This is a genomic window from Spirillospora sp. NPDC048911, from assembly GCF_043198015.1.
GTDB lineage: Bacteria > Actinomycetota > Actinomycetes > Streptosporangiales > Streptosporangiaceae > Spirillospora.
Genome location: NZ_JBICUD010000002.1, coordinates 1,452,792 through 1,477,729, shown reverse-complemented (window position 1 = coordinate 1,477,729; position 24,938 = coordinate 1,452,792). Strand labels below are relative to the sequence as shown.

The following is a 24,938-nucleotide window of genomic DNA, read 5'->3' as shown; positions in this document are numbered from 1 at the left end:
GGACACCGGGTCAGTCCTGCAGTTCGGACCACACCTGGCGGTCCCGGTCGGCGGTCCAGATGCGGGGCCGCTCGATGCCGTCCAGTTCGTCCCACAGCCGGGAGACGTCGAACGGCAGGCAGTGCTCGAAGATGGGCCAGCCCCCGTATTCGGGCGCCAGGGCTCCGTGCACGGCGTGGAAGGCGTCCTTGAGCGTGCCGCCCCGGTCCCGTACCGCCTGGACCTCGCGGATCATCACCGTGAGGAACGCGCGGGTCTGGTCGATGGCGGCGCGCACCGCCGGGCGGCCGTGTGCGACGAGGCCCCGGCCGCCCACGAGCGTCTCGGCGGGGAATCCGGCGAGGTGGTCGAGGGTGCCGGCCGCCCACTCCCGATGGAAGGCGTCGCCGGTGTAGAGCGCCGCCTGCGTCTCGATCAGGTCGCCGGCGAACAGGACGCGCTGCCGGGGCAGCCAGGCGACGATGTCTCCCTCGGTGTGCCCGCGCCCGCAGTACGCGAGGTCCAGCTCGCCCCGATCGCCGCCGAGGTCGATCGTGAGCGTGCGGGAGAACGTGACGGTCGGCCAGGTGAGTCCCGGGATCGTCTCGGGTTCCTTGAACAGCCGGGGCATCCGGCCGAACTCCGACTCCCAGTCCTGCTTGCCGCGCTCGGCGATGAGCGCGCGCGTGCGGTCGTGCGCCACGATGGACGAGGCGCCGAACGCGCTCGCGCCCAGCGTCCGCACCGCGTGGTAGTGGGACAGCACGAGGTAGCGGATCGGCTTGTCGGTGTACGAGCGGAGCACCGTCAGCCACTCCCGCGCGGCCGCCGGGGTCGCCAGGGCCTCGAAGCAGACGACGAAATCCCCGCCCTCGATCGCCCCCACGTTGGGATCGCCCTCGGCGGTGAGGGCGTACACCCCGTCGGCGAGGACCTCCAGGGTCTGCGTCTTGTCGGAGAGGTCGGCTGAGGACGCGAACGGCTTGGGCATCGTTGCCCCTTCGCTGTGAAGACCTGACGCGCTGTGCGGGCTTGATGCGCGCTGTGTGGGCTTGACGCGCGCTGTGTGGACTTAACGCGCGCTGTGTGGACTTAACGCGCGCTGTGAAACTGACGGGCTGCGTGGACTTGGCGCGCATTGGTTCATTCCACGGCGAAGGGCCCGATAACCGTCAGGTGCCGTGGGCGAGCGTCAGGTGGCGTGTGGGGGTTTGATCCAGGTTTCGTGGAGGTGGCGCCAGCGCAGGTCCGATCCGTCCCGGACGAGGACGACGGTGCTGCGGCGGGCGTTGCGTTCGGACGGGGACGTCTGGTGCTCCTCGTACACGGCCAGAATCAGGCCGTCGCGCTCCTCCAGCACCCGCACGTCCCGGATCTCGATGGCCAGCCCGGGCACCGCGCCGTGCGCGCCTTCGAGCCCGGCCATCAGCGCGTCGCGCGGCGCCGCGTCGCCGCCGGGGCCGTTCAGCACGAAGTCCGGGGTGTGCCGGGCCACGAACTTCTCGTACACCTGCGAGGATCGGTCCGCGTCCCCCCGCAGCCAGGCCTCGATGAATCGGTGCTGATCGACGATCTCTGCCTCGGCCTGACTCCGGGTGTCGCTCACGTGCGGGCCTCTCTCACTGGGAACTCGCTGGGAACTGGCTGCGTAACTCGCTCGGGAAGGGACATCCAGGGTAAGAAGATCTTGGATGGGGAAGGAAATCGAGGGTGAACGTCGTGCTCGGGCTGGTGGCCGTGCTGGTGCTGACCGCCGCCACCGGCTACTTCGTGGCGCAGGAGTTCGCCTACGTCACCGCCGACCGTCTCGCGCTGGACCACCAGGCCAAGGACGGCGACAAGAGCGCGGCCCGTGCCGTGCGGGTGATGGAACGCCTGTCCTTCATGCTGTCGGGCGCGCAGCTGGGCATCACCGTGACGGCCCTGGTCGTCGGGTTCATCGCCAAGCCCGCGCTCGCCGATCTGATCGCGTCGCCGTTGCGCACGTTCGGCGTGCCGGAGGCTGCCGTCGGCGGTGTCGCGGTGGCGGCGGGCTTCGTGCTGGCGACGATCATCCAGATGGTGCTGGGCGAGCTGTTCCCCAAGAACCTCGCGCTGGCGAGGGCCGAGCCGCTCGCCCGCGCGCTGGCCTCCTCCACGCTGATCTACATGATGCTGGCGTCGCCGCTGATCAAGATGTTCGACGCGGCCGCGAACAGGCTGCTGCGCTCCGTCGGCATCGAGCCGGTGGAGGAGCTGCACCACGGCGCCACGCTGGAGGAGCTGGGCCACATCATCGGTGAGTCCGGCGAGCATCTGGAGGAGGCCCACTCCGAGCTGCTCGAACGCGCCCTGGCGTTCTCCGAGCGCACCGCCGACGAGGTCATGGTGCCGCGCGTGGACGTGGTGACCGTCCCGGCGGCGGCCATGGCGGGCGAGCTCAGCGACGTCATCAGCGCGCACGGGCACACGCGCTATCCGGTCGTCGGCGGCAGCGTCGACGACGTGGTCGGCACCGTGGGGCTGGACGAGCTGATCCGGCTCACCCCCGAGGAGTCCGGCCGGACGCCGGTCCGCGAGCTGGCCCGGCCCGCGCTGCTCGTCCCCGGCAAACTGCCGCTGCCCGACGTCGTGACGCAGCTCCGCGCGGACGGCGGCGCGATGGCCTGCGTGGTGGACGAGTACGGCGGCTTCGCGGGCCTGGTCACCTGGGAGGACGTCGCGGAGGAGCTGGTCGGGGAGATCGCCGACGAGAACGACGTCGAGGAGGACCTGGCCATCCGGCGCGGCGAATGGTGGACGACCGACGCCGGGCTGCGCGTGGACGAGGTCGCGCACGAGACCGGCATCGCCCTCCCCGAGGGCGACTACGAGACCGTCGCGGGCCTGATCCTGAAGCGGCTGGGCCGGATCGCCAAGCCCGGCGACCGCGTCACGGTGGACCTGCCGCCGCGGCGGCTGGACGATCCGCCCCGCGAGGCCACGATCGAGGTGCTGAACGTCCACCGGCACGTACCGGAGCTGATCCGCCTCCGATCCGTCGAGCACGACCCCGGCCCGCCGGCGGGCAAGGACCGATCGGAAGGCGGGGATCGATGAGCCTGTCCATCGGCATTCCGCTCACCCTCCTGCTGCTCCTGGGCAACGGGTTCTTCGTGGCCGCGGAGTTCGCGCTGGTGGCCGCCAAGCGGCCGCGGCTGGAACGCGCCGCCGCCGAGGGCAGCCGCGCCGCCGCGTCCGCCGTCGCCGGGATCCGCGAGCTGTCGCTGATGCTCGCGGGGGCCCAGCTGGGCATCACGATGTGCTCGCTGGGGCTGGGCCTGGTCTCCGAGCCGGTGATCGCCGAGACCCTGACGCCGGTGTTCCACAGCGCCGGGCTGCCGGAGACGGGCGCGCACGCGGTGGCGTTCGTGCTGGCCCTGGCCCTGGTGACGTTCCTGCACATGGTGATCGGCGAGATGGCGCCGAAGTCGTGGGCCATCGCCCGGCCCGAACGGTCGGTGCTGATGCTGGCACCGCCGTTCCGCGGCTTCACCACGGTCGTCCGGCCCGTGCTCGCCTCGCTCAACAGCGTCACCAACGTCCTGCTGCGGATGATCGGGGTGCCGCCCCGGGACGCGCTGAGCGTCTCCCGCACCCCGGAGCAGCTGCGCGACCTGGTCGAGGAGTCGCGGCGGCTGGGCCTCATCGAGGAGCCGGACGTCCAACTGCTCAAGGCCGCCCTGGAGGCCCCGGAGTCCCCGCTCGAAGAGCTCATGATCCCGGTCGGCGGGATCGTGTCGGTCCCGCCGTCGGCCACCCCGCAGGAGGTCATCGACACCTCGATCCGCACCGGCCGCACCCGGATCATGCTCCGCGGCCGCGGCCAGGGTCCCGGCGGCCGGCCCGGCCCGCCCCGCATGGTCCACGTCCGCGACGCCTACCTCGCCCGGGCCCGGGGCCGCCGCACACCGGCCGGTCAGCTCGCCCATCCCGTCCCCAGCCTCACGGCCGGCACCCCCGTGACGGAGGCGGTCGCCACCCTCCAGGCCCACCAGAGCCACCTCGGCCTGGTCCTGGGCCACGACGGCACCCCGGTCGGCCTGATCAGCCTCGACGATCTCCTCACCACCCTCCTGACCCCGGACCGCGCCTGATCTCGCCTGATCTCGCCTGATCTTGCCTGCCCTCATCTGCCCGCATCCGACGCGCGTCAACCCTGGTTGACATCGGGCTCATGTCAACCTAGATTGACATCATGAGCGACGGAGTGAAGCTCGCCCAGGAGGCGGGCAGCAAGGATCCGGCGGTCGGACTGCGCGCCGTCCGGGCTCTGCGCGAGCTGGCCGAACGCCTGGAGGCGCTCCAGGTGGCCAACGCCCGCGACCAGGGCTGGTCCTGGCAGGAGATCGCGGTCTGCCTCGGCGTGAGCAGGCAGGCCGTCCACAAGAAGCACGGCGGCGGCCGGCGGATTCTGAAGAAGGAGCGTTGACCGATGTTCGAACGATTCACCCAGGAGGCCCGCAACGCCGTGACCGGGGCCCAGCAGGAGGCCCGCGAGCTCGGTCACGGCCGGATCGGCCCCGAGCATGTGCTGCTGGCCCTGCTCGCCAACGACGGCCCCGCCGCCGCCGCGATGAGGGCCCAGGGGCTGGAGCTGACGGCGATGCGCGCCACGGTGGCGCGGCTCGCGGCGGAGACGAGCGGCGACCCGCTCGATCCGGAGGCGCTGCGGACCCTCGGGATCGACCTGGACGCCGTCCGCGAGGCCACCGAGCAGACGTTCGGCGAGGGCGCCCTGGACGCGCCGCCCGGACGGTTCCGGGGATCCGGCAAACGGCACCTCCCCTTCTCCCCTCCGGCCAAGAAGTCCCTGGAGCTGAGCCTGCGGCAGGCGCTGCGGCTCAAGCACAACCACATCGGCGCCGGCCACGTGCTGCTCGGCATCCTGCAGGACCGCGACTCCCGCGCCGTCCGCGTACTGGTGGAGTCGGGCGCCGACCTCGACGCGCTCCGCACCGAGGTCACGCGGCTCATCACGGCCGAAGCCGCCTGACCGGCCGCCCAGCACCGGCCGCCCGGTTACCGGGTGCTTCGCGGGTCGTGATTACTTGGGGGCATGGCCCCACTGATCGAAGCCCTTCGCGCCCTCATCCCCGCCGAACGCGTCGTCACCGATCCCGGCGTCGTCGCGGCCTACGTCCGGGATGAGGCGCAGTGGGCGCCGTACGGGGCGCCGGTGGCGCTCGTGCGGGCGGGGAGCACCGAGGACGTGCGTGCCGTGGTGGCGGAGTGCGCCGAGCGCGGCGTGCCGGTCGTCCCGCGCGGCGCCGGGACCGGCCTGTCGGGCGGGGCCAACGCGATCGAGGGCTGCGTGGTGCTGTCGCTGGAGGCGATGAACGAGATCGTCGAGATCGACGCGCACGAGCGGCTGGCGGTCGTCCAGCCCGGCGTGGTCAACGACGATCTGCGCGCGGCCTGCGCCGGGCAGGGGCTCTGGTATCCGCCGGACCCGGCGAGCTCACCGTGGTCCACGATCGGCGGCAACGTGGCCACCAACGCGGGCGGGCTGTGCTGCGTGAAGTACGGCGTGACGCGCGACTACGTACTGGGCCTCCAGGCGGTGGTGGGCCGGGGCGAGGTGGTCCGCCTCGGCCGCCGCACCGCCAAGGGCGTGGTGGGGTACGACCTGTGCGGGCTGATGGTCGGCTCGGAGGGCACGCTCGGCGTCATCACCGAGATCACCGTGCGGCTGCGCGGCGCGCGGGCCGCCGAGCGCACGGTCGTCGGCTACTTCGACACCCTGGCGGCGGCCGGGGAGGCGGTCAGCGCCGTCACCGCCGCCGGGATCGTGCCGAGCGCGCTGGAGCTGGTCGACCGGCACTGCCTGCGCGCGGTGGACGAGTGGAAGAACATGGGCCTGTCGGCCGACGCGAACGTGCTGCTCCTCGGCCGCACCGACGCCCCGGGAGAGGCCGGCGACGCCGAGGCCGACACGATGGCCGGCTGCTTCAAGCGCGCCGGGGCCACGTGGAGCACGCGGTCGACCGACCAGGAGGAGGCGGACGCGCTCTTCTCCGCCCGCCGCCTCGCCTATCCCGCGCTGGAACGGCTCGGACCGGTCCTCACCGAGGACGTCTGCGTGCCGCGCGTGCTCGTCCCGGAGATGCTCACCCGCGTCGAACGCGCCGCCCGCGATCACGGCACGCACATCGCCAACGTCGCGCACGCGGGCGACGGCAACCTGCATCCGCTGATCATCGTGCCCGCGGGCGACGAGGACGCGCGGGCCCGCGCCGAGCGCGCGTTCGACCAGATCATCGACGACGCGATCGCGCTCGGCGGCACCGTCACGGGCGAGCACGGCGTCGGCCTCCTCAAGCGCCGCGGCCTGCACGCCGAGCTCGACCCGGCGGTGGTCGCCATGCACCACGCCGTGAAGGACGCGCTGGACCCGGCGGGCATCTTCAACCCCGGCAAGGTCTTCGGCACCCCCGCCTGACGCACCGGCCACAGCCTGAGTCCGGCCACGCGGTCTGAGCCTCGGCGACGCGGTCAGCCGACCGTGGGCGCCAGGTAACCGCGAAGCACCTTCTTGAGCTCCACGATGGCGGCGGCCCGTTCGGCGCCCTCGGCGGAGGTCACGAGCGGGACCATCGCCTGGAAGATCTGGATGAGGACGCGGGCCATGCGCCCGCGTTCCGCCTCGGGCATGCCGGGCGCGCGGGTGGCGAGCATCTCCTCGACACGGCCGAGGAGCGCGGCCTGGATGGGCTGGGCGGCCTCGGCCAGGCCGGGCGGCATGTCCGGGCGGGCGAACAGTGCCTTGAAGCCCGGGTTGGCGATGTTGAACGCGACGATCGGGTCGACCATGCGGTCCAGCAGATCGTCGAGCCCGAGGGCGGCGAAGTCGACGGCGCCGAACGCCTCCTGGTGCGCCGCCCGCATCTGCGTGACGAACCGGTCGGCCAGCGCCTGGGCGATCGCCTCCTTGTTCTTGAAGAACTGGTAGAGCGAGCCCGGTGAGATCCCCGCCGACGAGGCGATCGCGTTGGTGGTGGCCGCCTCGTAGCCGGCCTTCGCGAACACCTCGGCGGCGGCGGTGAGGATCTCCTCCATCCGCCGTTCCCCCCGTGCCTGCCGTCGTCGCGGCGGCCGTTCCTCCACGCGCGTGCCTCCCTGATCGATCAGCCCGGATTGCAAATACGAGTAATCGCTCGTATTGTCCGAACCTAATGCGAGCGGTCGCTCGTAAATGCAGCCTACCCAGGGGGACCTCATGCTCGGAAGGTTCGTCGTCCATAGATCGCGATGGATCGTGGCCGCCGGCACGGTCGTGCTGATCCTCGCCGGAGTGATCGGCGCCGGCACGCTCAACGTGCTCTCGCTCAACCGTTTCGAGGCGCCCGGCTCGGAGTCGATGCACGCCCGGGTGGCGCTCGCGCGGGACTTCGGCACGGGCAGCCCCAACGTCGCGCTTCTGGTGACGGCACGTCAGGGCACCGTGGACGGCCCGGAGGCCGCCGAGGCGGGAAAACGGCTGACGGCCGAGCTCGCCGCCTATCCCGGCGTGGGCGACGCCTGGTCCTACTGGACGCGCGGCGCCCCCGACACGCTTCGCAGCCGCGACGCACGCCAGGCCGTCGTCCTCGCCTGGCTGCCCGGCGACGCCGACCATGTGCGCCGGGAGATCCTGCCCGAGCTGGCTCCCCGCTTCGAGCGGACGCAGGGCGCGGTGACGGTCGAGATCGGCGGCGGGGACGAGGTGTTCCGGCAGGTCATGGAACAGGCGCGCCAAGACTTCCTGCGGGCGGAGCTGGTCATCCTGCCGCTCGTCCTGTTGCTGCTATGGCTGGTCTACCGGCGGTTGTCGGCGGCGCTGGTCACGCTCGGCGTCGGCCTCTTCGCGGTGCTCGGCTCGCTGGCACTGCTCCGGGGCGTCGTCGCGTTCACCGAGATCTCCACGTTCGCGTCCAACATCGCGCTGGTCATGGGGATCGGGCTCGGCGTGGACTACGGGCTCTTCGTCATCTTCCGCTTCAGGGAGGAGCTGCGGCGGGGGCTCGACGTGCCGGCCGCCGTGCGGCGCACGGTCCGCGGCGCCGGACGCACGGTGCTCTTCAGCGGGGTCACGGTGGCGGCCGCGCTGTCGGTGCTGCTGGTCTTCCCGTTCCCGTTCCTGAGCTCGTTCGCGTACGCGGGAGTCGCGGTGGTCATCGCGGCCGTGGCCGGGGCGACCGTCCTCCTGCCCGCCGCCCTCATGCTCCTGGGCCACCGGGTCCAGCGCGACGCGGAGCCGCGCGACGGGCTCTGGTACGGCCTCGCCACGCGGGTGATGCGACGGCCGCTCCTCCTCGGCGGCGCGGCTCTGGGCATCGTGCTCGTGCTCGGCGCCCCGTTCCTCGGGATCCGCTTCGGCCTGCCGGACGACCGGGTGCTGCCCAGTTCGGCGCCGGCCCGGCAGCTGTACGACCAGATCCGCGCGGGCTTCCCCGTGGAGGAGGCCGACGCCTTGCAGGTCGTCGCCCCGGACGCCGACCCGCGGGCGGTCGCGCCCTACGCGGCCCGTCTGTCCCGGATCGACGGCGTGGTCCGCGTCGACACGATCACCTCCAGGAAGGGCACCGGCACGGGCGCCGCGCTCTCGGTCGTCGTCTCGTCCGAACGGCGCGAGGCCGACACCATCGGGCTCGTCCGCGACGTACGGGCCGTACCCGCCCCGTTCGAGGTGCTCGCCGGCGGCGCCCCGGCCGAGCTGGCCGACTACCGCGACGGCGTGACGGCGCGCCTGCCGCTGGTGGCGGGCCTGATCATCATGGTGACCTTCGTCGTGCTCTTCGCGATGACGGGCAGCGTGGTCGCGCCGCTCAAGGCCGCATTTCTCAACATGCTGAGCCTGTCGGTGATGTTCGGCGCGCTGGTGTTCGTCTTCCAGGAGGGCCGCCTGTCGGGGCTGCTCGGCTTCACGCCGACGGGCTCGATCGAGCCGAGCGTCCCGATCCTGATGTTCTGCGTCGCCTACGGGCTGTCGATGGACTACGAGGTCTTCCTGCTGTCGCGGATCAAGGAGGAGTACGACCGGACGGGGGACGCCGTCCGGTCGGTGCCCCTCGGCATCGCCCGGAGCGCCCCCCTGGTCACGGCCGCCGCGCTCATCCTGGCCGTGTCGTTCGCCGCGTACGCGAGCGGACGGGTGGTGTTCCTCCAGCAGCTCGGCATCGGCATGGCGCTGACCGTCCTCGTGGACGCGACGCTCATCCGGGGGGTGCTGCTGCCCGCGTTCATGCGCCTCGCCGGGCCCGCCAACTGGTGGGCGCCGCGGCCGCTGCGCCGCCTGCACGACCTGGGCCGCCTGCACGACCCGGCGAGAAGCGGGTATGCGTCCCCCATGAATGATCGCCAAGAGCCGGGCCACGCGCCCGAGAAGACCCATGACAAGGAGTTCGCGCCGGTCAACGAGGGCGCCGACGCCCGCGGCCGGCAGCGGGGCGCGGCTTCCGAAGGGGCCGGCGGGACGGGCGTACCGGGCGTGGACAAGGCCCATCCCGACACGCTTCCGCCCACCGAGGAGGGGGTCCGCGAGGCCGAAAGCCACGACGACTCCCGCTGAGCGTGGCCCCGGGTGCCCGCGGGCGGGTGGCGCGAGCGGATGGCCGCAGGCGCGTGGGCGCGGGCGGGCGCCACGGGCGACGGTGGAGTGTCAGCCGTAGATGGCGTCGCGGGTCCGGTCCAGGGCGGTCAGGACGGCTCCCTGGAGGATCGCGTTGCCTTCCACAGTGGTCGGGCGGACGGCGGTGGGCGCGGGCGAGCGGGCGCTGAGCCGGTCGGCGACCAGGGCCGCCAACTCGTCCCCGCCCTCGCGGCCCGTCCTGCCACCGAGGACCACCAGGCCGGGGTCGAGGACCGCCACCAGCGTGAGCACACCCTTGACGATGCGGTCGGCCGCCGCCTCCAGGGCCAGCCCCTCCGTGAAGCGCGCCTCCATCAGGTTGCAGAACTCGACGCCGCCGGAGTCCAGGAACCCGACCTCCCCGGCGCCGCCGGAGACGCCGCGCCGGAGGCGGCCGCCCAGCACGACCCCGGCCCCGACGCCGTCGTCCAGCCAGAGGAGGGCGAAGTCCTCGTGGCCGGCCGCCGACCCGACCCGGTGTTCGGCGACGGTGGCGAGGTTGACCTCGTTCTCCAGCACCAGGTCCTGGACGGTGAGGCGGTCGGCGAGGGCCTCCCGGACGGCGGCGGCGAGGTCGGGCCGCCAGCCCGGCAGGCCGCTGTCGGTCGTGAGCCCGGTGCGGGGATCGACCAGCCCGGGCGCGCCGAGCACGACGGTGTGCAGCTCACGGCCCGCCGCCGCTTCGGCCACGGTGGCGGCGATGAACGACGCCAGGTCGTCCGGCTCGGCGACCTTCGTGGCGCTGCCGGCGACGCCGCCGATGATGTCTGCGACGGTGACGTGCAGGGATCCCCGGCGCACGTCCACCCCGGCGACGTGGGCCCGGCCGGCCACCAGGCCGTAGAGGCGCGCGTTGGGGCCGCGCCGGTCTTCGCCGTACTCGCCGGTGACCTGGATCAGCCCGTCGGCCTGGAGGCGCTCCAGGAGGTCCGACACCGTCGGCCGTGACAGTCCCGTGAGCGTCCGGAGCTGAGGGGCGGTCAGCGGCCCCTCGGCGAGCAGCAGGTCCAGGGCCAGCCGGTCGTTGATCGCGCGGGCCATGGCGGGGGTGGCGGTCTTCACCCGCCACATATTAGTCAGGGAGCCTGCCTGATATCTCTTTTCATCAGGAAGCCTGCCTGTTAATTTGTTGGATCATGAGCCATCAGCGCGCGATCACCCTCGTCTTCGCCGTCCACGGCGCGGTGGCGGGCAGCTTCGCCACCCGCATCCCCTGGATCCAGGACCAGCTGAGCCTGAGCCCGGCCCTGCTCGGCGGCGCGCTCCTGTGCCCGTCGATCGGCGCCATCGTCGGCATGCCGATGGCCGGCCGCCTGGCGCACCGTCTCGGCGAACGCCCGGCCATCCAGGTGCTGCTGGCGATGTGGTGCGCGCAACTGGTGCTGCCGGCGCTCGCGCCGGCCCCGGTCTGGCTGTTCGGTGCGATGGTGCTGTTCGGCGTGGCGGCGGGCATGTCCGACGTCGTCATGAACGCGCACGCGGTACGGCTCGAACGGCACCTCGGCCGTTCGATCATGACGGGCCTGCACGGGATGTGGTGCGTCGGCAGCCTGGCGGGCGGCGGGGCCGGCATGGTGGCCGCTCACCTGCACATCGACGCGCGGGCCCACTTCGCGGCGGTCGCGGTCGTCCTGCTCGGCGTGGGCCTGGTGAACGGACGCTCGTTGTTCGCCGGCCAGGCGGCGGCAGCGGAACCCGCGCCGCGCCGGTTCGTCCTGCCGTCCAAGGCGATCGCCGCCATCGGCGTCGTGGGTTTCTGCGGGACGTTCGCGGAGGGCGCCACCGCCGACTGGGCCGCCGTCTACCTGACCAGGGTGACCGACGCCGGGCCCGGGGTCGCCGCCGCCGGATACACGATCTTCATGCTGGCCATGGCGTCCGCCCGGCTGGTCGCCGACCGGTTCGTCCGGCGCTTCGGGCCCGTCGCCGTCGTGCGCTGCGGCGGCACCGTGGCCGCCGCGGGAGGGGTGCTCGTCGTGATCGCCCGGACGCCCGCCGCCGGCATCGCGGGCTTCGCCCTCCTCGGGCTGGGCGTCGCCGCGATCGTGCCACTGGTCTTCACGGCCGCGGGCAACGCCGCCCGGACCCCGGCCGAGGGCGTCGCGGGCGTCGCCACGATCACCTATCTGTCCGTGCTGACCGCGCCGGCCGTCACGGGCTGGGCCGCGGACGCCGCGTCCTACCCGGTGGCCTTCGCGCTGATCACCGGGGTGATCGTGGTGATGACGCTGCTGGCGGGCGTCCTCACCGTGCGCGGCGAACCCCCGGCGCCCACGTCCGCCGGCCAGGAGAAGCCCGTTCCACCAGAGAAGCAGCCCGACCCCGCCTCGGCCTGAGCCCCGCAACCATGATCGGCTCTTTACCCCGTTAGCTCCGATGATGATCGGGCAGGGGCCCGCCGATGGGATTCGCTGGTCGGATGAGCCGGTCGCGGGGGCGTTTCGAGCAGACCCGGCGATCGTTGCGCCGTGCCCTGCGCGGGCAGGACGGGAACGGGACCTGCTCGTCCAGTCCATGAAGGCGGCCGTGGCGGCCGTGCTCGCGTGGGTGATCGCGGACGAGTGGCTCGGCGCCCCGATGTCGTTCCTGGCGCCCTAGGTGGCGCTGGTCATGGTCCACGCGACCGTGTACCAGTCGGTGATCAAGGGCGGGCAGCAGGTGCTCACCGTCCTCGCCGGGCTGCTCGCGGCGGCCGGCGGGCAGCTGGTGACCGGCTACCGCACGCTGGCGCTGGCCCTGGTGCTGGTGGTCACCGCGCCGCTCGCCAACTGGCATGTCCTCGGCGACCCGGGACGTCGCGGACGGGCTGCGCGGCGCGGTTCGTCGCCTACTACACCGATCTCCTCGACCACGCGGCCGCCGTGGTCGGGGCGTACCGCCACTCCAGGCTCGGCGAGGCGGAGGTGCCCGCCGGGCCCGATCTCGCCGCCGAGATCGACGCCGCCCGGGACCGCCGCCGGGGCCTTCAGGAGCACCTGCGCTCGGACGAGTTCGAGGGCGACGGCTGGCTGATCTACGGGGCCCTGCTGCTGGAGGTCGACCGGCTGCTGTCCGGCCTGACCCCCGACTGACCTGCATGGTTCCGGAGTGGCTCACGAGGGTAGGCGTGCGGTGTGTGCGACGAGGAGCTGCCTACGATCACCACGCTGGACGAGCTCGCCGGCCTGGTGGAGGGAACGCACGCCCTCTTCGTCCGGTGGTCCCGCGGTCCGGACGCGGACGCCGCCGGATCCAGCAAGGACGCCCTGACCGGTGTGGACATGCCGGGCCTGTCGGCGAACCCGCTGATCGTGGAGGACTGGTGGCGGCCCCGGCCCACCTGGATCTGGGTGGCGCGCCGGCTCTACGACTACTCCCATCTCGAGCACGAGAAGGCCCCCGGCATCCGGCCCTGGGTGCTGGAGGGCGAGGAGCTGGCGCGCGGCCCGGACAACGAGCCGCTCGTCCGCGTGCACCGGCCGGTCGCCTGGGTGGCCGAGTCCGTCCTGGCGGAGGTCAGAAAGGTGATGACGGAGCAGAACGGCCGATGGGGGCCGCTGCGGCGACCGTGACGCAGACCTCAGCCGACCGTGACGCACACCTCGGGTTGGACGCCGCCGTGGGGGTAGGGCAGGCGGTCCAAGCGCCCTGAGCGAGGGGCGCGCGGAGTTGGGAGCCTTCATGACCCGGCAGAGTGACGACACGGTGGTGGGCCTGCTGTTGCGGCAGCACACCGAGATCCGCGACCTGTTCGCCCAGGTCGAGAAGAGCAGCGGGAAGTCCCGCGACGAGGCGTTCGGGCGGCTGCGCCATCTGCTGGCCGTGCACGAGACGGCCGAAGAGGAGATCGTGCACCCGTTCGCCCGCCGGACCATCGGCAACGGCGAGCGCATCATCGACGCGCGGCTGAAGGAGGAGAAGGGCGCCAAGGAGATCCTGCAGGAGCTGGAGAAGTCCGGCACCGGCTCGGACGAGTTCGACGCGCTCTTCGAGCGGCTGCACAAGGCGGTCGAGTCCCATGCCGAGCAGGAGGAGCGCCTGGAGTTCCCCGAGCTCGCCGAAAAGGCCACGCCGCAGCAGCTCAAGGGGATGCGGGCGGCGGTGAAGGCGGCCGAGGCCGTCGCGCCGACCCATCCCCATCCCGGTACCGAGTCGGCGACCAAGAACGCCGCGCTCGGCCCGATGGCCGCGGTGATGGACCGGACCCGTGACGCCATCCGCAAGGCGATGAGCTGAGGCGGGCGGCGGGCCGCCACCGCACAGCCGAGTGAGTCGCGCAGCCGAGTGACCGGTACGGGAACCCCAGGGGATCTGTGGCCCGTGCCGGTCACTCGGCGATCAACACGGCGATGTGACGGCCGCGTGGTCTTCATGTACCCCCGAGGTGAGCACTAAACGGGCGTCCGAATCCCCCCTTGGCGGATAGCCCCGGCGAGCGGCGGGCACGACGCCGCCATGCGAACCGCGATTCTGGACGTGGGCTCGAACTCCGCCCATCTGAAGATTGTCGACCTCGTGGCCGGTGAGCCGATCCGCACCGTCCTGTCCGTGAAGCGGCCGACGCGGCTCGCCGAGGCGATCCAGCCGGACGGCCGGATCTCCCGCACCGCGGTGGAACGGCTGGTGTCGGCGGTGTCGGAGGCGCACCGCGCCGCCCGCGCCGAGGGCTCGGCCGAGCTGATCGCCTTCGCCACCTCGGCGGTCCGCGACGCCGTCAACCGCAGCGACATCGTCGACCAGGTCACCGGCCGGACCGGCGTGGACCTGTGCTTCCTGTCGGGCCGGGACGAGGCCCGCCTCACCTTCCTCGCCGCCCGCGCCTGGTACGGCTGGTCGGCCGGGCCGCTGCTGATGGCCGACATCGGCGGCGGCTCGCTGGAGATCGCCACCGGCACCGGGGCGGAGGCGGCCACCGCGCTCTCGCTGCCGCTGGGGGCCGGCCGGCTCACCCGCGACCACCTGCCCGGCGACCCGCCCGCGCGCAAGCACGTCCGGCGGCTGCGCCGCTTTCTCACCACCCAGCTCGCCGAGCATCTGAGCCCCGGCGACCACGGGCAGCCGAAGGCGTACCCGATCGCCACGTCCAAGACCTTCACCCAGCTCGCCAAGCTCACCGGCGACCGCAATCCCAACGGATATCGCGTGCTGCGCCTCAAAGAGCTCGACAGGCAGATCACCCGGCTGGCCAAGCGCACCGCCGAAGAACGCGCCGAACTCCGGGGAATCTCCCGGTCGCGGTCGCGGCAGATCCTCGCCGGCGCGTTGATCGCGGAGTCCGTCATGACCGTCCTCGCCCTGACCCGTATCGAAATCTGCCCCTGGGCATTGCGCGAGGGCATCGCGCTGCGCCGCCTCCAGCAACTGCATGCGGGCACAGCGCATCACATCGACGACATCGGGCATCTTCTGCAGCCGCTCCGGGATGTTCCGACCCCGATCCGCGCGCTGAGTCCGGTCAGCGCATAGCGGCACGCCGCCCAAAACAGCCACAAAACAACTCAGCCAAGGCCCCGAACGCTTGGCTGAGTGGAGAACTCCGCTGCGAAGCCGGAACGCGTCAGTGCGCCGCTTCGTACTTGTCGATGACGTTGGCCGGAATACGGCCGCGGGCGTTGACCTCGATGCCGCTCTTGCGGGCCCATTCGCGGATCGCGGCGGACCGCTCCCGGCTGCCGGCGGCGGACGAGGCCGCGCCGCGGCGGCGCGCCTTGGCCGGCTTGCGGGCGCCGGCCAGGAACGGCTCGATGCTCTTGCGCAGCTTCGCCGCGTTCTTCTTGCTCAGGTCGATTTCGTACGCGGTGCCGTCGAGCGAGAACCGGACGGTCTCGTCGGCCTTCCCGCCGTCCAGATCATCGACCAGCAGAACTTCGATCTTCTGTGCCATACGAGCCCCCCAATTCGATTACTTCCCGACTATGCGTCCGGCTTGGCATCCGGATGATCGTCAATGAACGCCGCATAGACCTCGTCGGAAATCTTACCGCGTTCCGGCACTTCTACGCCCTTGCGCCTGGCCCATTCTCGGACTTCGGCATTGGTGTAGCCCTTCACCTTTGCCTGGCTCGGGGCTTTGCGCCCCTTACCGGCGCGCTTCACCTCCACGGACTTGCCGATGTACAACGCGACGGTCTCCAGCGCCTCGTTGAGGCGCTTGTGGTTGTCATCGCCCAAGTCGATGGTGAACATCCGGTCCAGGATTTCGAAGTCGCGCTTGGCGACATCGCCCCCTTCGGAACCGTCGATGTCATCTACGCGAATGACCTTCTCGGCCATATGTGTCCGTCTTCCTTCCTCTTGCCGGTGCGGCGCCCATGACCTTAGCGGATTGCGCGCCCCGTCCCCGACCTGACCGGCGGCGCCGCGCCCGGACGCCCCGCCGGATCGCCGCGACCCTTGATCATCGCACCGGAATGTTAGAGTTCGGCCATCATGTCGAGAGCCCGACGATTTCTGTGCCCCCGGCCGGCAACACCGGTCGCCGGGGCGAATCGGCGTGCTCTGACCTGACGCATGAGGATCTGACGAGTGCGGCCGTATCGGTGCCGGCGCGGCCCGGCCGGGGGGATCTCCCGCCCACCCGGACACCACGCACCGATCGGAGCACCTCCATGCGTTCCCCCTTGCTCAGCCCTGACGAGCTCGCACGCGCGCTGAGCGTCCGAGATCTGACCGACCCGTCCCAGGGCCCGCACGCCGCGCAACTCGCCGCGGGTCTCCTCGCCGAAGCCCTCCAGGCCCGCTGGCGGAACGAGCTACTCCTCGTCCGCGCCCATCCCCTCGTCCCCGTCGAGGACAACTACGAGCGGCTGGGCTATCCGGCCGGCGCCGTGACCCGCGACGCCCGCTACACGCGCTATGCCAGCGAGACCTGCATGCTGCGCAGCCACACCAGCGCCATGATCCCGCCCGCCCTCCGCGACCTCGCCCGCGCGCCGGACCGGCACGACGTCCTGCTGGCCTGCGCGGGCGTGGTGTACCGGCGGGACGTGGTCGATCGGATCCACACCGGTACCCCGCACCAGCTGGACCTGTGGCGCATCGTGCGCGGCCGCCCGATGGGGCCGGACGACCTCGACGAGATGATCGACGCCGTCGTGCGCGCGATCCTGCCGGACGCCCCCTACCGCACCGTTCCGGCCGTGCACCCGTACACCACCGGCGGGCTCCAGATCGACGTCCGGACGGGCGGCGAGTGGGTCGAGCTCGCCGAGTGCGGGCTCGCCGCCCCGCACGTCCTGGGCCGCGCCGACCTCGGGCCGGAGACCACCGGCCTGGCCCTCGGCCTCGGCCTGGACAGGCTCCTGATGCTCCGCAAGGGGATTGCCGACATCAGGCTCCTGTCGGCCGCCGACCCGCGCGTCTCCGGCCAGATGCTCGACCTCGATCCCTACCGGCCGGTGTCGGCGCACCCGCCGATCTCGCGTGACCTCTCGGTCGCCGTGCCGGCCGAGGCCGACGCGGAGACTCTCGGCGGCACGGTGCGCGACGCGCTCGGTGACGGCGCGGCCGGAGCCGTCGAGGAGGTCCGCGTCCTCTCCGAGACCCCCGTCGAGGACCTGCCCCCGGCCGCGGTCGCACGCCTGGGCGCGAGCCCCGGCCAGAAGAACGTGCTGCTCCGCGTCGTTCTCCGGGACCCCGTTCGCACCCTGTCCGACGACGAGGCCAACGTCCTGCGCGATCGCGTCTACGCGGCCGTCCACCAGGGCACCGCTCACCAGTGGGCGACCGCGGGCGGTCCGCGGACATGACGACGAGGCGAGGGCGGATCGCGGGATCCGCCCTCGCCCTCTGTCGTGCGCGGGTCAGTGGACGGGTTCCGGTTCGGGGGTCGCCGCCTCGGCCAAGGCCACGCGGTCGTGGACGCGGCGGAACGGGCGGGGCAGCCACCAGTTGCGGTGGCCCAGGAGCGTCATGGTCGCGGGGACCAGCAACATCCGCACGATCGTCGCGTCCAGGGCGATCGCGAGGACCAGGCCCAGCCCGATCGCCTTGATCGGGGCGAAGCCGCCGAACACGAAGCCGGCGAAGACGACGCCGATCAGGAGGGCGGCGGCGGTGACGATGCCGCCGGTGCGCTGCAGGCCTTCGGCGACCGAGTCCCGGGGCCCGGCGCCGGCGAGCCAGCGTTCGCGGATCCGCGACAGCAGGAACACCTCGTAGTCCACCGACAGCCCGAACGCGATCGCGCCGACGAGCACCGGGACGGTGAGGTTGATGTAGCCGAGTCCCTGGGTGCCGAGGAGCCCGGCGAAGTGGCCGTCCTGCAACACCCAGACGACGATGCCGAGGGCGGCGCCGATGCTGAGGACGTTGGTGAGGACGGCCTTGACCGGCAGGACGATCGAGCCGGTGAAGGCGAAGAGGAGCACCAGGGTGCCGAGGACCATGAGCGCCGCGGCCCACGGGATCCGGCCGGCCAGCATCGCCCGGTAGTCGACCATCCGGGCCGAGTCACCGGTCACCTCGACCTTGAACGGCACCGGCAGGTCGCGGATCGCCTTCACCGCGTCCTCGGCGGGCTTCTCGCCCGGCCCCTGAGGGGTCGCCAGGAGCACGGTCTGCGTCGCGTTCAGCTTCACCTCGTCCACGTCGGCGGCCCCGGGCATGGCCTCGATGGCCCTGCGCATCCGGGCCAGGTCGGGGTTCCCGGCGGGGGCGTCGGCGAGCACCTGGATCCGGCCGGCCCACTGCGCGCGCTCGGGGTAGTGAACGGCCAGCTTGTCCCACAGCTGCCGGGTCGAGGTCGACTCGGGCAGCATCCTCGGGTCGCCCTGCGAGATGTGCATGCCGAGCACGGGCCCGGCGAGCGTGGCCATCACGCCGAGCGTGGCGACCATGGTCAGGACGGGGCGGCGCTGCACGCCGTGGGCGATGCGGGCGAAGACGCCGCGTCCCTGGCGCTCCTTGGCCGGGGAGATCCGGTGGCCGAAGCGGGCCAGCAGGGCGGGCAGGAGGGTCAGCGCGGCGGCCATGTCGGCGAGGACGACCGCGCCGCCCGCCATGCCCATCGAGCGGAGGAACGGGTCGGGGAAGACCAGCAGGGCGGCGAACGCGACCATGACGGTCAGGCCGGAGAACACGATCGTGCGTCCGGCGGTGGCGGTCGTGCGGGCCACGGCCGCTGCGACGTCGGGTGCGGTACGGCGTTCTTCCTTGAACCGGCTGACCATGAGCAGCGCGTAGTCGACGCCGAGCCCGACGGCGAGCATGGTGGTGACCTGGATCGAGTACACCGAGACGTCGGTGACGGTGCTGAACGCGTAGAGGATGCCGAAGGTCGAGCCGATGCCGACCACCGCGATCAGCAGCGGCAGCCCCGCCGCGAGCAGTCCGCCGAAGACGACCAGCAGGAGGATCAGCACGACCGGCATGCTCAGCATCTCGGCGCGCGCCACGTCCTTCTGTGCCTGGTCGTCGAACTCCGCGTCCGACAGCGGTCCGCCGGCGATGGTCACGTCCGCGCCCGCGACGCCGTGCAGTTTCGCCGCGGCGGCCTCCGCCGCGCCCTTCGCGGTGTCGCCCGGCGCGACCATGACCTCGATCAGCAACGCGGCGCCCCGCCCCGATGACGCTGTGGACGGCACCGGTTCGGTGAGCCCTGCGATGCCCGGCACGGCGCGCACGGCGGCCAACGCCGAGCCCAGCGCGGGGTCCCCGGCCCGCTTGCCGGTGATGACGGCGGTCAGCCGTTCGGGCCGGGGCGCGGCCTGATCCAGCCGCTTCTCGGCGCTGGCGGACTCGCTGCCCGAGACTTTGCCGACTTCAGGCGTCAGCCGTTCGAAGACGCCGGTGCCGATTCCGAAGCCGCCGGCCAGCACGGCGACCCAGACCACGATGACGAGGAACGGCCGGCGGACCGAGAATCCGGTGACGGTGCGGACCATGACAGCCTCCGTAGATTGAGAGCTGTCCTGATACTCCGCCCCGGACCTGCGGTGACGCCTCGCCGTGAGGAGCGGATCGGCATCCCGCTCTCAGGAGCGGGGCCCTCACTCCGAAGACGGAGTCTCGCCGGGCTTCACCAGTCCCGACTCGTACGCCAGGACCACCGCCTGCACCCGGTCGCGCAGGGCGAGCTTGCTCAGCATGCTGCTGACGTGGGTCTTGACGGTGTGCTCGGTGACGAAGAGCTCCCGCGCGATCTCGGCGTTCGACAGTCCCCTGGCGACCTGGCGCAGCGTGTCGGTCTCGCGGGCGGTGAGCGCCTCCAGGCGGGCGTCCGGACGCGACACCGGCGCGTGGCCGCCGCGCCCGACCACGTCGGCGATGAGCCGCCGGGTCACGGTGGGCGCGAGCAGTGCCTCGCCCCGCGCCACCACGCGCACCGCCTCGACCAGCTCGGCGCGGCGCATGTCCTTCAGCAGGAAACCGCTCGCCCCGGCGCGCAGCGCGTCGTACACGTACTCGTCGAGGTCGAACGTGGTGAGGACGAGCACCCTGGCGGACGTGTCGCGGCAGATCGCCGCGGTCGCCTCGATGCCGTCCACGTTGGGCATGCGCACGTCCATGAGCACCACGTCGGGGGCCAGCTCGCGCGCCGCGCGGATCGCCTCGGCCCCGTCCGCGGCCTCCCCCACGAGGACGAGGTCGGGTTCCTCGGAGAGGATCATTCCGAAGCCGTCGCGGACCAGTGCCTGATCGTCGGCGATGAGGACACGGATCGTCTCGTTGGCTGGCACGCCCCCAATTCAAGGGCACCCGCTAATTCAAGGGCAACCGGGCCGCCACGCGGAAGCCCGATCCGTCCGCCGCCGGTCCGAAGCTCAGGTCTCCCCCGGCCGCCGCGACGCGTTCGCGCATCCCGGTCAGACCGTGCCCGCCGCCTGCAGCGCCGCCTGCCACACCGCCCGACGCGCCGCCGCCCGTGCCGTCCCGCCGGTGACCGTCGTCGCGGATCTCCAGCCGCAGCATGCCGCGTTCCCATCCCACTTCGACCCGCACGCTGCCCGCCTCCGCGTGCTTGACGGCGTTCGTCAGCGATTCCTGGACGATCCGGTAGGCGGTGGTCCCCAGGTCCGGCGGCACCGGCCGTGGTTCGCCCGTCTCCTCCAACGTGACGGTCAGCCCGGCCTTCCGTACGCCCTCGACCAGTGCGGGCAGTGCCGCCAGGTCCGGCTGCGGAGCCCGCGCCGCGCCCTCCGACCGCAGGACGCCGAGCGCCCGCCGCAACTGGGCCAGCGCCTCCCGGGACGTGACGGAGATGGTCTCGAAGACCTGCTCGGCCTTGGCCGGATCGCGGTGCGCCACGGCCGACCCGCCCTCCGCCTGGATGGCGATCATGCTCATGGAATGGGCGATGATGTCGTGCATCTCCCGGGCGATCCGTTCGCGCTCGCGGGTCGCGGCGGCCTCCTGCTCCTCGGCGAGCCGCCGCGCGCGTTCCTCCAGCATCGCGATCCGGTCGCGCCGCGCCCGCGCGCCCGTGCCGAGCGCGTACGCCACCGCGAACCCGATGCCGACGACGCCGATGTTGAGGGTCTCGTCCTTGGGGATCACGATCGAGGTGGTGATGCCGATGACGGTGCCCACCACGGACAGCAGCCTCTTCACCGGCGGGCACAGCTCGGCGAAGGTGTAGGTGGCGACCAGCTGGACCGACGGGAACTGGCCCAGCAGATGCGTCGGCGCGATCAGCGACGTGCCGACCCCGCAGACGAACGTCACCGCGAACGGGTACCGCCGCCGCCACATCAGCGGCAGCGCGTACGCCGACACCATGAGCGGCACCCACCACTCGAGCCGCTGGTCCACCCCGGCCTGGAGCAGGATCTGGACGGAGCACACGATGGCGATCACCGCGTCCACCGCCGGCTGCGGCAGCGCCCGTGCCCGCTCGATGATCGACACGTGATCGCCTCCCGCCCGGCCGGCCGATCACCAGTATCGAGCCCGGACGCGGCGCCGTCCTCACTCCCAAGAGGGAGGCCGCCCGAGGGCTAGCGGACGGCGTGGGCCAGGAGGGCGCAGGCGGGAAGGGCCACCCGGCCGTCGGGGGTGGCGTACCCGGCGACGATCCGGTCGTACTCGGCCCTGATCCGGTCGATGGTGGCGGGACCCTGGCGGGCGATGACCGTGCCGGTGAGGGCCGTGCCGGCCAGGACGTCGGCCCACCAGACGCCGGGATCGACGCGGTGCGTCCAGCGCAGGGTGTCGGCCGCCGCGCCCTCGAAGCCCGCCTCGGCCAGGAGGCGGGCGAACGGCGTCGGCTCGGCGTAAGCGGAGAAGGGCGACTCGGTGGGCACGTCCGCGGGGTGGTCGGCGCCCGCCGAGCGGAGGGCCTCGGAGAACACCGCGCCCGCCCGGTGTTCCGGGTATTTCCAGCAGGTGAGCGCGATCGTGCCGCCGGGCCGCAGGACGCGGTGGAGCTCCCGGGCGGCGGCCGCCGGGTCGCCGGTGTGGTTGACGACGAAGTTGCCGATCACGGCGTCGAACGACTCGTCCGGGAACGGGAGGTCCGGCAGGACCGCGACGCGCACCTCGGTGTGCGGGTGACGGCGGGCGACGAGCTCGGCCATGTCGAGGTCGGCGTCGACCGAGGTGACCCGGGCGCCGAGGGCGAGGGCGGCCGCCGTGACCGGGCCGGGGCCGCAGCCGACGTCGAGCAGGCGCGTGCGGGGGCCGACCGCGGCGCTGTTGAGAAGGGGCTCGACCAGGTGGGCGGTCATCAGGGCGAAGCCGCGCTCGTACGCTTCGGCGCGGCCCTCCCAGCTCGAACGCTCGAACGCGTCGAAGTCCACGCTCAGCCCCCCAGGCGGTCGACCGCGGTCACCCGGAGGACGGCCTCGCCCGCCTCGTCGGACCCGGCCAGGTCGACCTCGGCGCTGATGCCCCAGTCGCGGTCGCCCGCCGGGTCGTCGAAGACCTGGCGCACCCGCCACAGCGAGTCGTCGGGCACCTCCTCGATCTGCAGGAGCTTGGGGCCGCGCGCGTCGGGCCCGGTGAGCAGCTCGTCGTGCTCCTCGAAGTAGGCGTTCATGGCCTCGGACCAGGCGGCGGCGCCGAACTCGGGGTCGAGCTCGCCGAGCTCGCCGTACCGTTCGAGCGCCGCGAGCTCGACCCGCCGGAACAGCGCGTTGCGCACCAGCACCCGGAAGGCGCGGGCGTTGGCGGTGACCTTGGTGACGCGCTCCTCCAGGTCTTCGGCGAGGGTCTCGTCGCCCGGGTTGGCCAGCTGCTCCCACTCGTTCAGGAGGCTGGAGTCGACCTGGCGGACCAGCTCGCCGAGCCACTCGATGAGGTCGATCAGGTCATCGTTCTTGATCGACTCCGGCACGGTCTGCTGGAGGGCCTTGTAGGCGCCGGACAGGTAGCGCAGCACCAGGCCCTCGCCGCGGGCGAGCTCGTAGTAGCCGATGTACTCGGTGAACGTCATCGCCCGCTCGTACATGTCGCGCACGACGGTCTTGGGACGCAGCGGATGGTCGCCGACCCAGGGATGGCCGCGCCGGTAGATCTCGTACGCGGCCTCCAGCTCCTCCTCCATCGGCTTGGGATAGTCGATGTCCTGGAGCGCCTCCATGCGCTCCTCGTACTCCATGCCCTCGGCCTTCATCTCCGCGACCGCCTCGCCGCGGGCCTTGTTGAGCTGGGCGGCGAGGATCTGGCGCGGATCGTCCAGGGTGGATTCGATCACCGACAGGACGTCCAGCGCGTACGTCGGGGAGGCGGGGTCCAGGAGCTCGAAGGCGGCCAGCGCGAACGTCGACAGCGGCTGGTTGAGCGCGAAGTCCTGCTGGAGGTCCACGGTGATCCGCGCCCAGCGGCCCTGCTCGTCGGGGACCTCCAGCTGCTCGACCACTCCCCCGGCCAGCAGCGACCGGTAGATGGCGATCGCCTGGGAGATGTGGCGGCGCTGCTGGGGCCCCTCCTCGTGGTTGTCGGTGAGGAGCTTGCGCATCGCCTGGAACGCGTTGCCCGGCCGGGCGATCACCGACAGCAGCATGGCGTGGCTGACCTGGAAGCGGGACCTCAGCGGCTCGGGCTCGGCGGTCTGCAGCTTGGCGAACGTCTCCTCGTCCCAGCCGATGAAGCCCTCCGGGGGCTTCTTCCGCTGCACCTTGCGCCGCTTCTTGGGGTCGTCGCCCGCCTTGGCGAGGGCCTTCTCGTTCTCGACGACGTGCTCGGGCGCCTGCGCGACGACATATCCGATCACGTCGAAACCGGCCCGCCCCGCCCGGCCCGCGATCTGGTGGAACTCCCGCGCCCGCAGCCGCCGCACCCGGTGCCCGTCGTACTTCGACAGCGCCGTGAACACCACCGTCCGGATCGGCACGTTGACGCCGACGCCCAGCGTGTCGGTCCCGCAGATCACCTTGAGCAGCCCGGCCTGCGCCAGCCGCTCGACGAGCCGCCGGTACTTCGGCAGCATCCCCGCGTGGTGCACGCCGATCCCGTGCCGGACGAAGCGCGACAGATTGCGCCCGAACTTCGTCGTGAAGCGGAAGTTGCCGATCAGATCGGCGATCTGGACCTTCTCCTCCTTGCTGCACACGTTGATGCTCATCAGCGACTGCGCCCGCTCGATCGCGGCCGCCTGCGTGAAGTGCACCAGGTAGATCGGGGCCTTCTGGTCGGTCAGCAGGTCCTCGATGGTCTCGTGCAGCGGCGTGACCCGGTACTCGTACTTCAGCGGGACGGGCCGTTCGGCCGACGTCACCACCGCGGTCGGCCGTCCCGTCCGCCGCTTCAAGTCCGTCTCGAACCGCGCGACGTCGCCCAGCGTCGCGGACATCAGCACGAACTGCGCCTGCGGCAGCTCCAGCAGCGGGATCTGCCACGCCCATCCCCGCTCCGGCTCGGAGTAGAAGTGGAACTCGTCCATCACCACGAGCCCGATGTCGGCGTCGGCCCCGTCCCGCAGCGCGATGTTGGCCAGCACCTCCGCCGTGCAGCAGATGATCGGCGCGTCCGCGTTGACGCTCGCGTCGCCGGTCATCATCCCGACGTTCTCGCTGCCGAACATCGCGATCAGGTCGAAGAACTTCTCCGACACCAGCGCCTTGATCGGCGCGGTGTAGAAGCTGACCTCGTCCCGGCCCAGCGCCGCGAACTGCGCCCCCGCCGCCACCAGGCTCTTGCCCGACCCCGTCGGCGTCGCCAGGATCACGTTCGACCCGGAGACCGCCTCGATCAGCGCCTCCTCCTGCGCCGGATACAGCGTGATCCCGCGCTCGGACACCCACCCCTCGAACGCTTCGAAGAGGGCGTCGGGGTCGGCGGACTCGGCAGGCAGGCGGTCGATGAGGGTCACCCCACCATCCTGCCCTTGATCACCGCCTGCTCGTGCCATCCCCCGGTGGGTGCCGCGCGTCCAATGATCAGAAACCGCCACACGAGCGGCAATCTGCGCAGG

The 24,938-nt window shown here is 72.2% G+C and carries 24 protein-coding genes; 13 read left to right on the top strand and 11 right to left on the bottom strand.

The features are described from left to right. Positions 1 to 10: 10 nt before the first annotated feature. Positions 11 to 970: an MBL fold metallo-hydrolase gene (locus ACGFNU_RS14175; protein ID WP_392593421.1), complete on the bottom strand. Its 960-nt coding sequence runs from the start codon at positions 968 to 970 to the stop codon at positions 11 to 13. A 201-nt stretch (positions 971 to 1,171) separates the two neighbouring features. Next, positions 1,172 to 1,585: a nuclear transport factor 2 family protein gene (locus tag ACGFNU_RS14170; protein WP_392593419.1), complete on the bottom strand. Its 414-nt coding sequence runs from the start codon at positions 1,583 to 1,585 to the stop codon at positions 1,172 to 1,174. Between the two features lie 104 nt (positions 1,586 to 1,689). On the opposite strand from ACGFNU_RS14170, the gene ACGFNU_RS14165 reads away from it, so the two are divergent. The 5 genes from ACGFNU_RS14165 (at position 1,690) to ACGFNU_RS14145 (ending at position 6,439) form a co-directional block, all read left to right on the top strand. Continuing rightward, on the top strand, positions 1,690 to 3,057 hold the full coding sequence (locus ACGFNU_RS14165) for a hemolysin family protein (protein ID WP_392593417.1): 1,368 nt from the start codon (positions 1,690 to 1,692) through the stop codon (positions 3,055 to 3,057). Beyond that, complete coding sequence (locus ACGFNU_RS14160; RefSeq protein ID WP_392593415.1) at positions 3,054 to 4,094, top strand: CNNM domain-containing protein; 1,041 nt, start codon at positions 3,054 to 3,056, stop codon at positions 4,092 to 4,094. The genes ACGFNU_RS14165 and ACGFNU_RS14160 overlap by 4 nt, the downstream gene beginning before the upstream one ends. A gap of 101 nt (positions 4,095 to 4,195) precedes the next feature. Continuing rightward, entirely contained in the window at positions 4,196 to 4,429 is a 234-nt protein-coding gene (locus ACGFNU_RS14155; protein WP_392593413.1) for a helix-turn-helix domain-containing protein, read from the top strand. A gap of 3 nt (positions 4,430 to 4,432) precedes the next feature. Further along, complete coding sequence (locus ACGFNU_RS14150) at positions 4,433 to 4,993, top strand: Clp protease N-terminal domain-containing protein (RefSeq protein WP_392593411.1); 561 nt, start codon at positions 4,433 to 4,435, stop codon at positions 4,991 to 4,993. A gap of 63 nt (positions 4,994 to 5,056) precedes the next feature. Further along, the gene (locus ACGFNU_RS14145; protein WP_392593409.1) at positions 5,057 to 6,439 is read left to right on the top strand and encodes an FAD-binding oxidoreductase; all 1,383 of its coding nucleotides are present in this window, start codon (positions 5,057 to 5,059) and stop codon (positions 6,437 to 6,439) included. 53 nt (positions 6,440 to 6,492) lie between these two features. Here the strand turns inward: ACGFNU_RS14145 and ACGFNU_RS14140 are convergent, their stop codons facing one another. Continuing rightward, positions 6,493 to 7,104 (bottom strand): TetR family transcriptional regulator, encoded by a 612-nt coding sequence (locus ACGFNU_RS14140; protein ID WP_392593407.1) that lies wholly within the window; start codon positions 7,102 to 7,104, stop codon positions 6,493 to 6,495. A 112-nt stretch (positions 7,105 to 7,216) separates the two neighbouring features. Here ACGFNU_RS14140 and ACGFNU_RS14135 point away from each other — a divergent pair, with 112 nt between their 5' ends. Next, positions 7,217 to 9,547, top strand: a complete 2,331-nt coding sequence (locus tag ACGFNU_RS14135) for an MMPL family transporter (protein ID WP_392593406.1) — start codon at positions 7,217 to 7,219, stop codon at positions 9,545 to 9,547. Between the two features lie 90 nt (positions 9,548 to 9,637). On the opposite strand, the gene ACGFNU_RS14130 is transcribed toward ACGFNU_RS14135, so the two are convergent. After that, on the bottom strand, positions 9,638 to 10,669 hold the full coding sequence (locus ACGFNU_RS14130; protein ID WP_392593404.1) for an ROK family transcriptional regulator: 1,032 nt from the start codon (positions 10,667 to 10,669) through the stop codon (positions 9,638 to 9,640). Positions 10,670 to 10,743: 74 nt separating this feature from the next. On the opposite strand from ACGFNU_RS14130, the gene ACGFNU_RS14125 reads away from it, so the two are divergent. The 6 genes from ACGFNU_RS14125 (at position 10,744) to ACGFNU_RS14100 (ending at position 15,052) form a co-directional block, all read left to right on the top strand. Beyond that, entirely contained in the window at positions 10,744 to 11,943 is a 1,200-nt protein-coding gene (locus ACGFNU_RS14125; protein WP_392593402.1) for an MFS transporter, read from the top strand. Positions 11,944 to 11,983: 40 nt separating this feature from the next. Continuing rightward, the gene (locus tag ACGFNU_RS14120; protein WP_392593400.1) at positions 11,984 to 12,205 is read left to right on the top strand and encodes a hypothetical protein; all 222 of its coding nucleotides are present in this window, start codon (positions 11,984 to 11,986) and stop codon (positions 12,203 to 12,205) included. Positions 12,206 to 12,468: 263 nt separating this feature from the next. Next, positions 12,469 to 12,678 (top strand): hypothetical protein, encoded by a 210-nt coding sequence (locus ACGFNU_RS14115; protein ID WP_392593399.1) that lies wholly within the window; start codon positions 12,469 to 12,471, stop codon positions 12,676 to 12,678. Between the two features lie 42 nt (positions 12,679 to 12,720). Beyond that, entirely contained in the window at positions 12,721 to 13,158 is a 438-nt protein-coding gene (locus ACGFNU_RS14110) for a DUF6098 family protein (RefSeq protein WP_392593397.1), read from the top strand. A gap of 109 nt (positions 13,159 to 13,267) precedes the next feature. After that, positions 13,268 to 13,822: a hemerythrin domain-containing protein gene (locus ACGFNU_RS14105; RefSeq protein ID WP_392593395.1), complete on the top strand. Its 555-nt coding sequence runs from the start codon at positions 13,268 to 13,270 to the stop codon at positions 13,820 to 13,822. A 219-nt stretch (positions 13,823 to 14,041) separates the two neighbouring features. Then, positions 14,042 to 15,052, top strand: a complete 1,011-nt coding sequence (locus ACGFNU_RS14100) for a Ppx/GppA phosphatase family protein (RefSeq protein WP_392593393.1) — start codon at positions 14,042 to 14,044, stop codon at positions 15,050 to 15,052. Between the two features lie 91 nt (positions 15,053 to 15,143). Here the strand turns inward: ACGFNU_RS14100 and ACGFNU_RS14095 are convergent, their stop codons facing one another. Together ACGFNU_RS14095 and ACGFNU_RS14090 are read right to left on the bottom strand one after the other, a co-directional pair. Then, positions 15,144 to 15,470: an Lsr2 family protein gene (locus ACGFNU_RS14095; protein WP_392593391.1), complete on the bottom strand. Its 327-nt coding sequence runs from the start codon at positions 15,468 to 15,470 to the stop codon at positions 15,144 to 15,146. Positions 15,471 to 15,499: 29 nt separating this feature from the next. After that, entirely contained in the window at positions 15,500 to 15,859 is a 360-nt protein-coding gene (locus ACGFNU_RS14090) for a histone-like nucleoid-structuring protein Lsr2 (RefSeq protein ID WP_392593389.1), read from the bottom strand. A gap of 335 nt (positions 15,860 to 16,194) precedes the next feature. On the opposite strand from ACGFNU_RS14090, the gene ACGFNU_RS14085 reads away from it, so the two are divergent. Continuing rightward, positions 16,195 to 17,334 carry a hypothetical protein gene (locus ACGFNU_RS14085; RefSeq protein WP_392593387.1) on the top strand — a complete coding sequence of 380 codons (1,140 nt, stop codon included), beginning with the start codon at positions 16,195 to 16,197 and terminating at the stop codon, positions 17,332 to 17,334. Positions 17,335 to 17,388: 54 nt separating this feature from the next. Here ACGFNU_RS14085 and ACGFNU_RS14080 read toward each other — a convergent pair whose 3' ends face one another. The 5 genes from ACGFNU_RS14080 to ACGFNU_RS14060 form a co-directional block, all read right to left on the bottom strand. After that, entirely contained in the window at positions 17,389 to 19,470 is a 2,082-nt protein-coding gene (locus ACGFNU_RS14080; protein WP_392593385.1) for an MMPL family transporter, read from the bottom strand. A 105-nt stretch (positions 19,471 to 19,575) separates the two neighbouring features. Continuing rightward, on the bottom strand, positions 19,576 to 20,265 hold the full coding sequence (locus tag ACGFNU_RS14075; protein ID WP_392593384.1) for a response regulator: 690 nt from the start codon (positions 20,263 to 20,265) through the stop codon (positions 19,576 to 19,578). A gap of 22 nt (positions 20,266 to 20,287) precedes the next feature. Then, positions 20,288 to 21,433: a sensor histidine kinase gene (locus tag ACGFNU_RS14070; protein ID WP_392593382.1), complete on the bottom strand. Its 1,146-nt coding sequence runs from the start codon at positions 21,431 to 21,433 to the stop codon at positions 20,288 to 20,290. Between the two features lie 89 nt (positions 21,434 to 21,522). Next, positions 21,523 to 22,323, bottom strand: a complete 801-nt coding sequence (locus tag ACGFNU_RS14065; RefSeq protein ID WP_392593381.1) for a class I SAM-dependent methyltransferase — start codon at positions 22,321 to 22,323, stop codon at positions 21,523 to 21,525. A 2-nt stretch (positions 22,324 to 22,325) separates the two neighbouring features. After that, complete coding sequence (locus ACGFNU_RS14060; RefSeq protein WP_392593379.1) at positions 22,326 to 24,836, bottom strand: DEAD/DEAH box helicase; 2,511 nt, start codon at positions 24,834 to 24,836, stop codon at positions 22,326 to 22,328. Between the last annotated feature and the right edge of the window lie 102 nt (positions 24,837 to 24,938).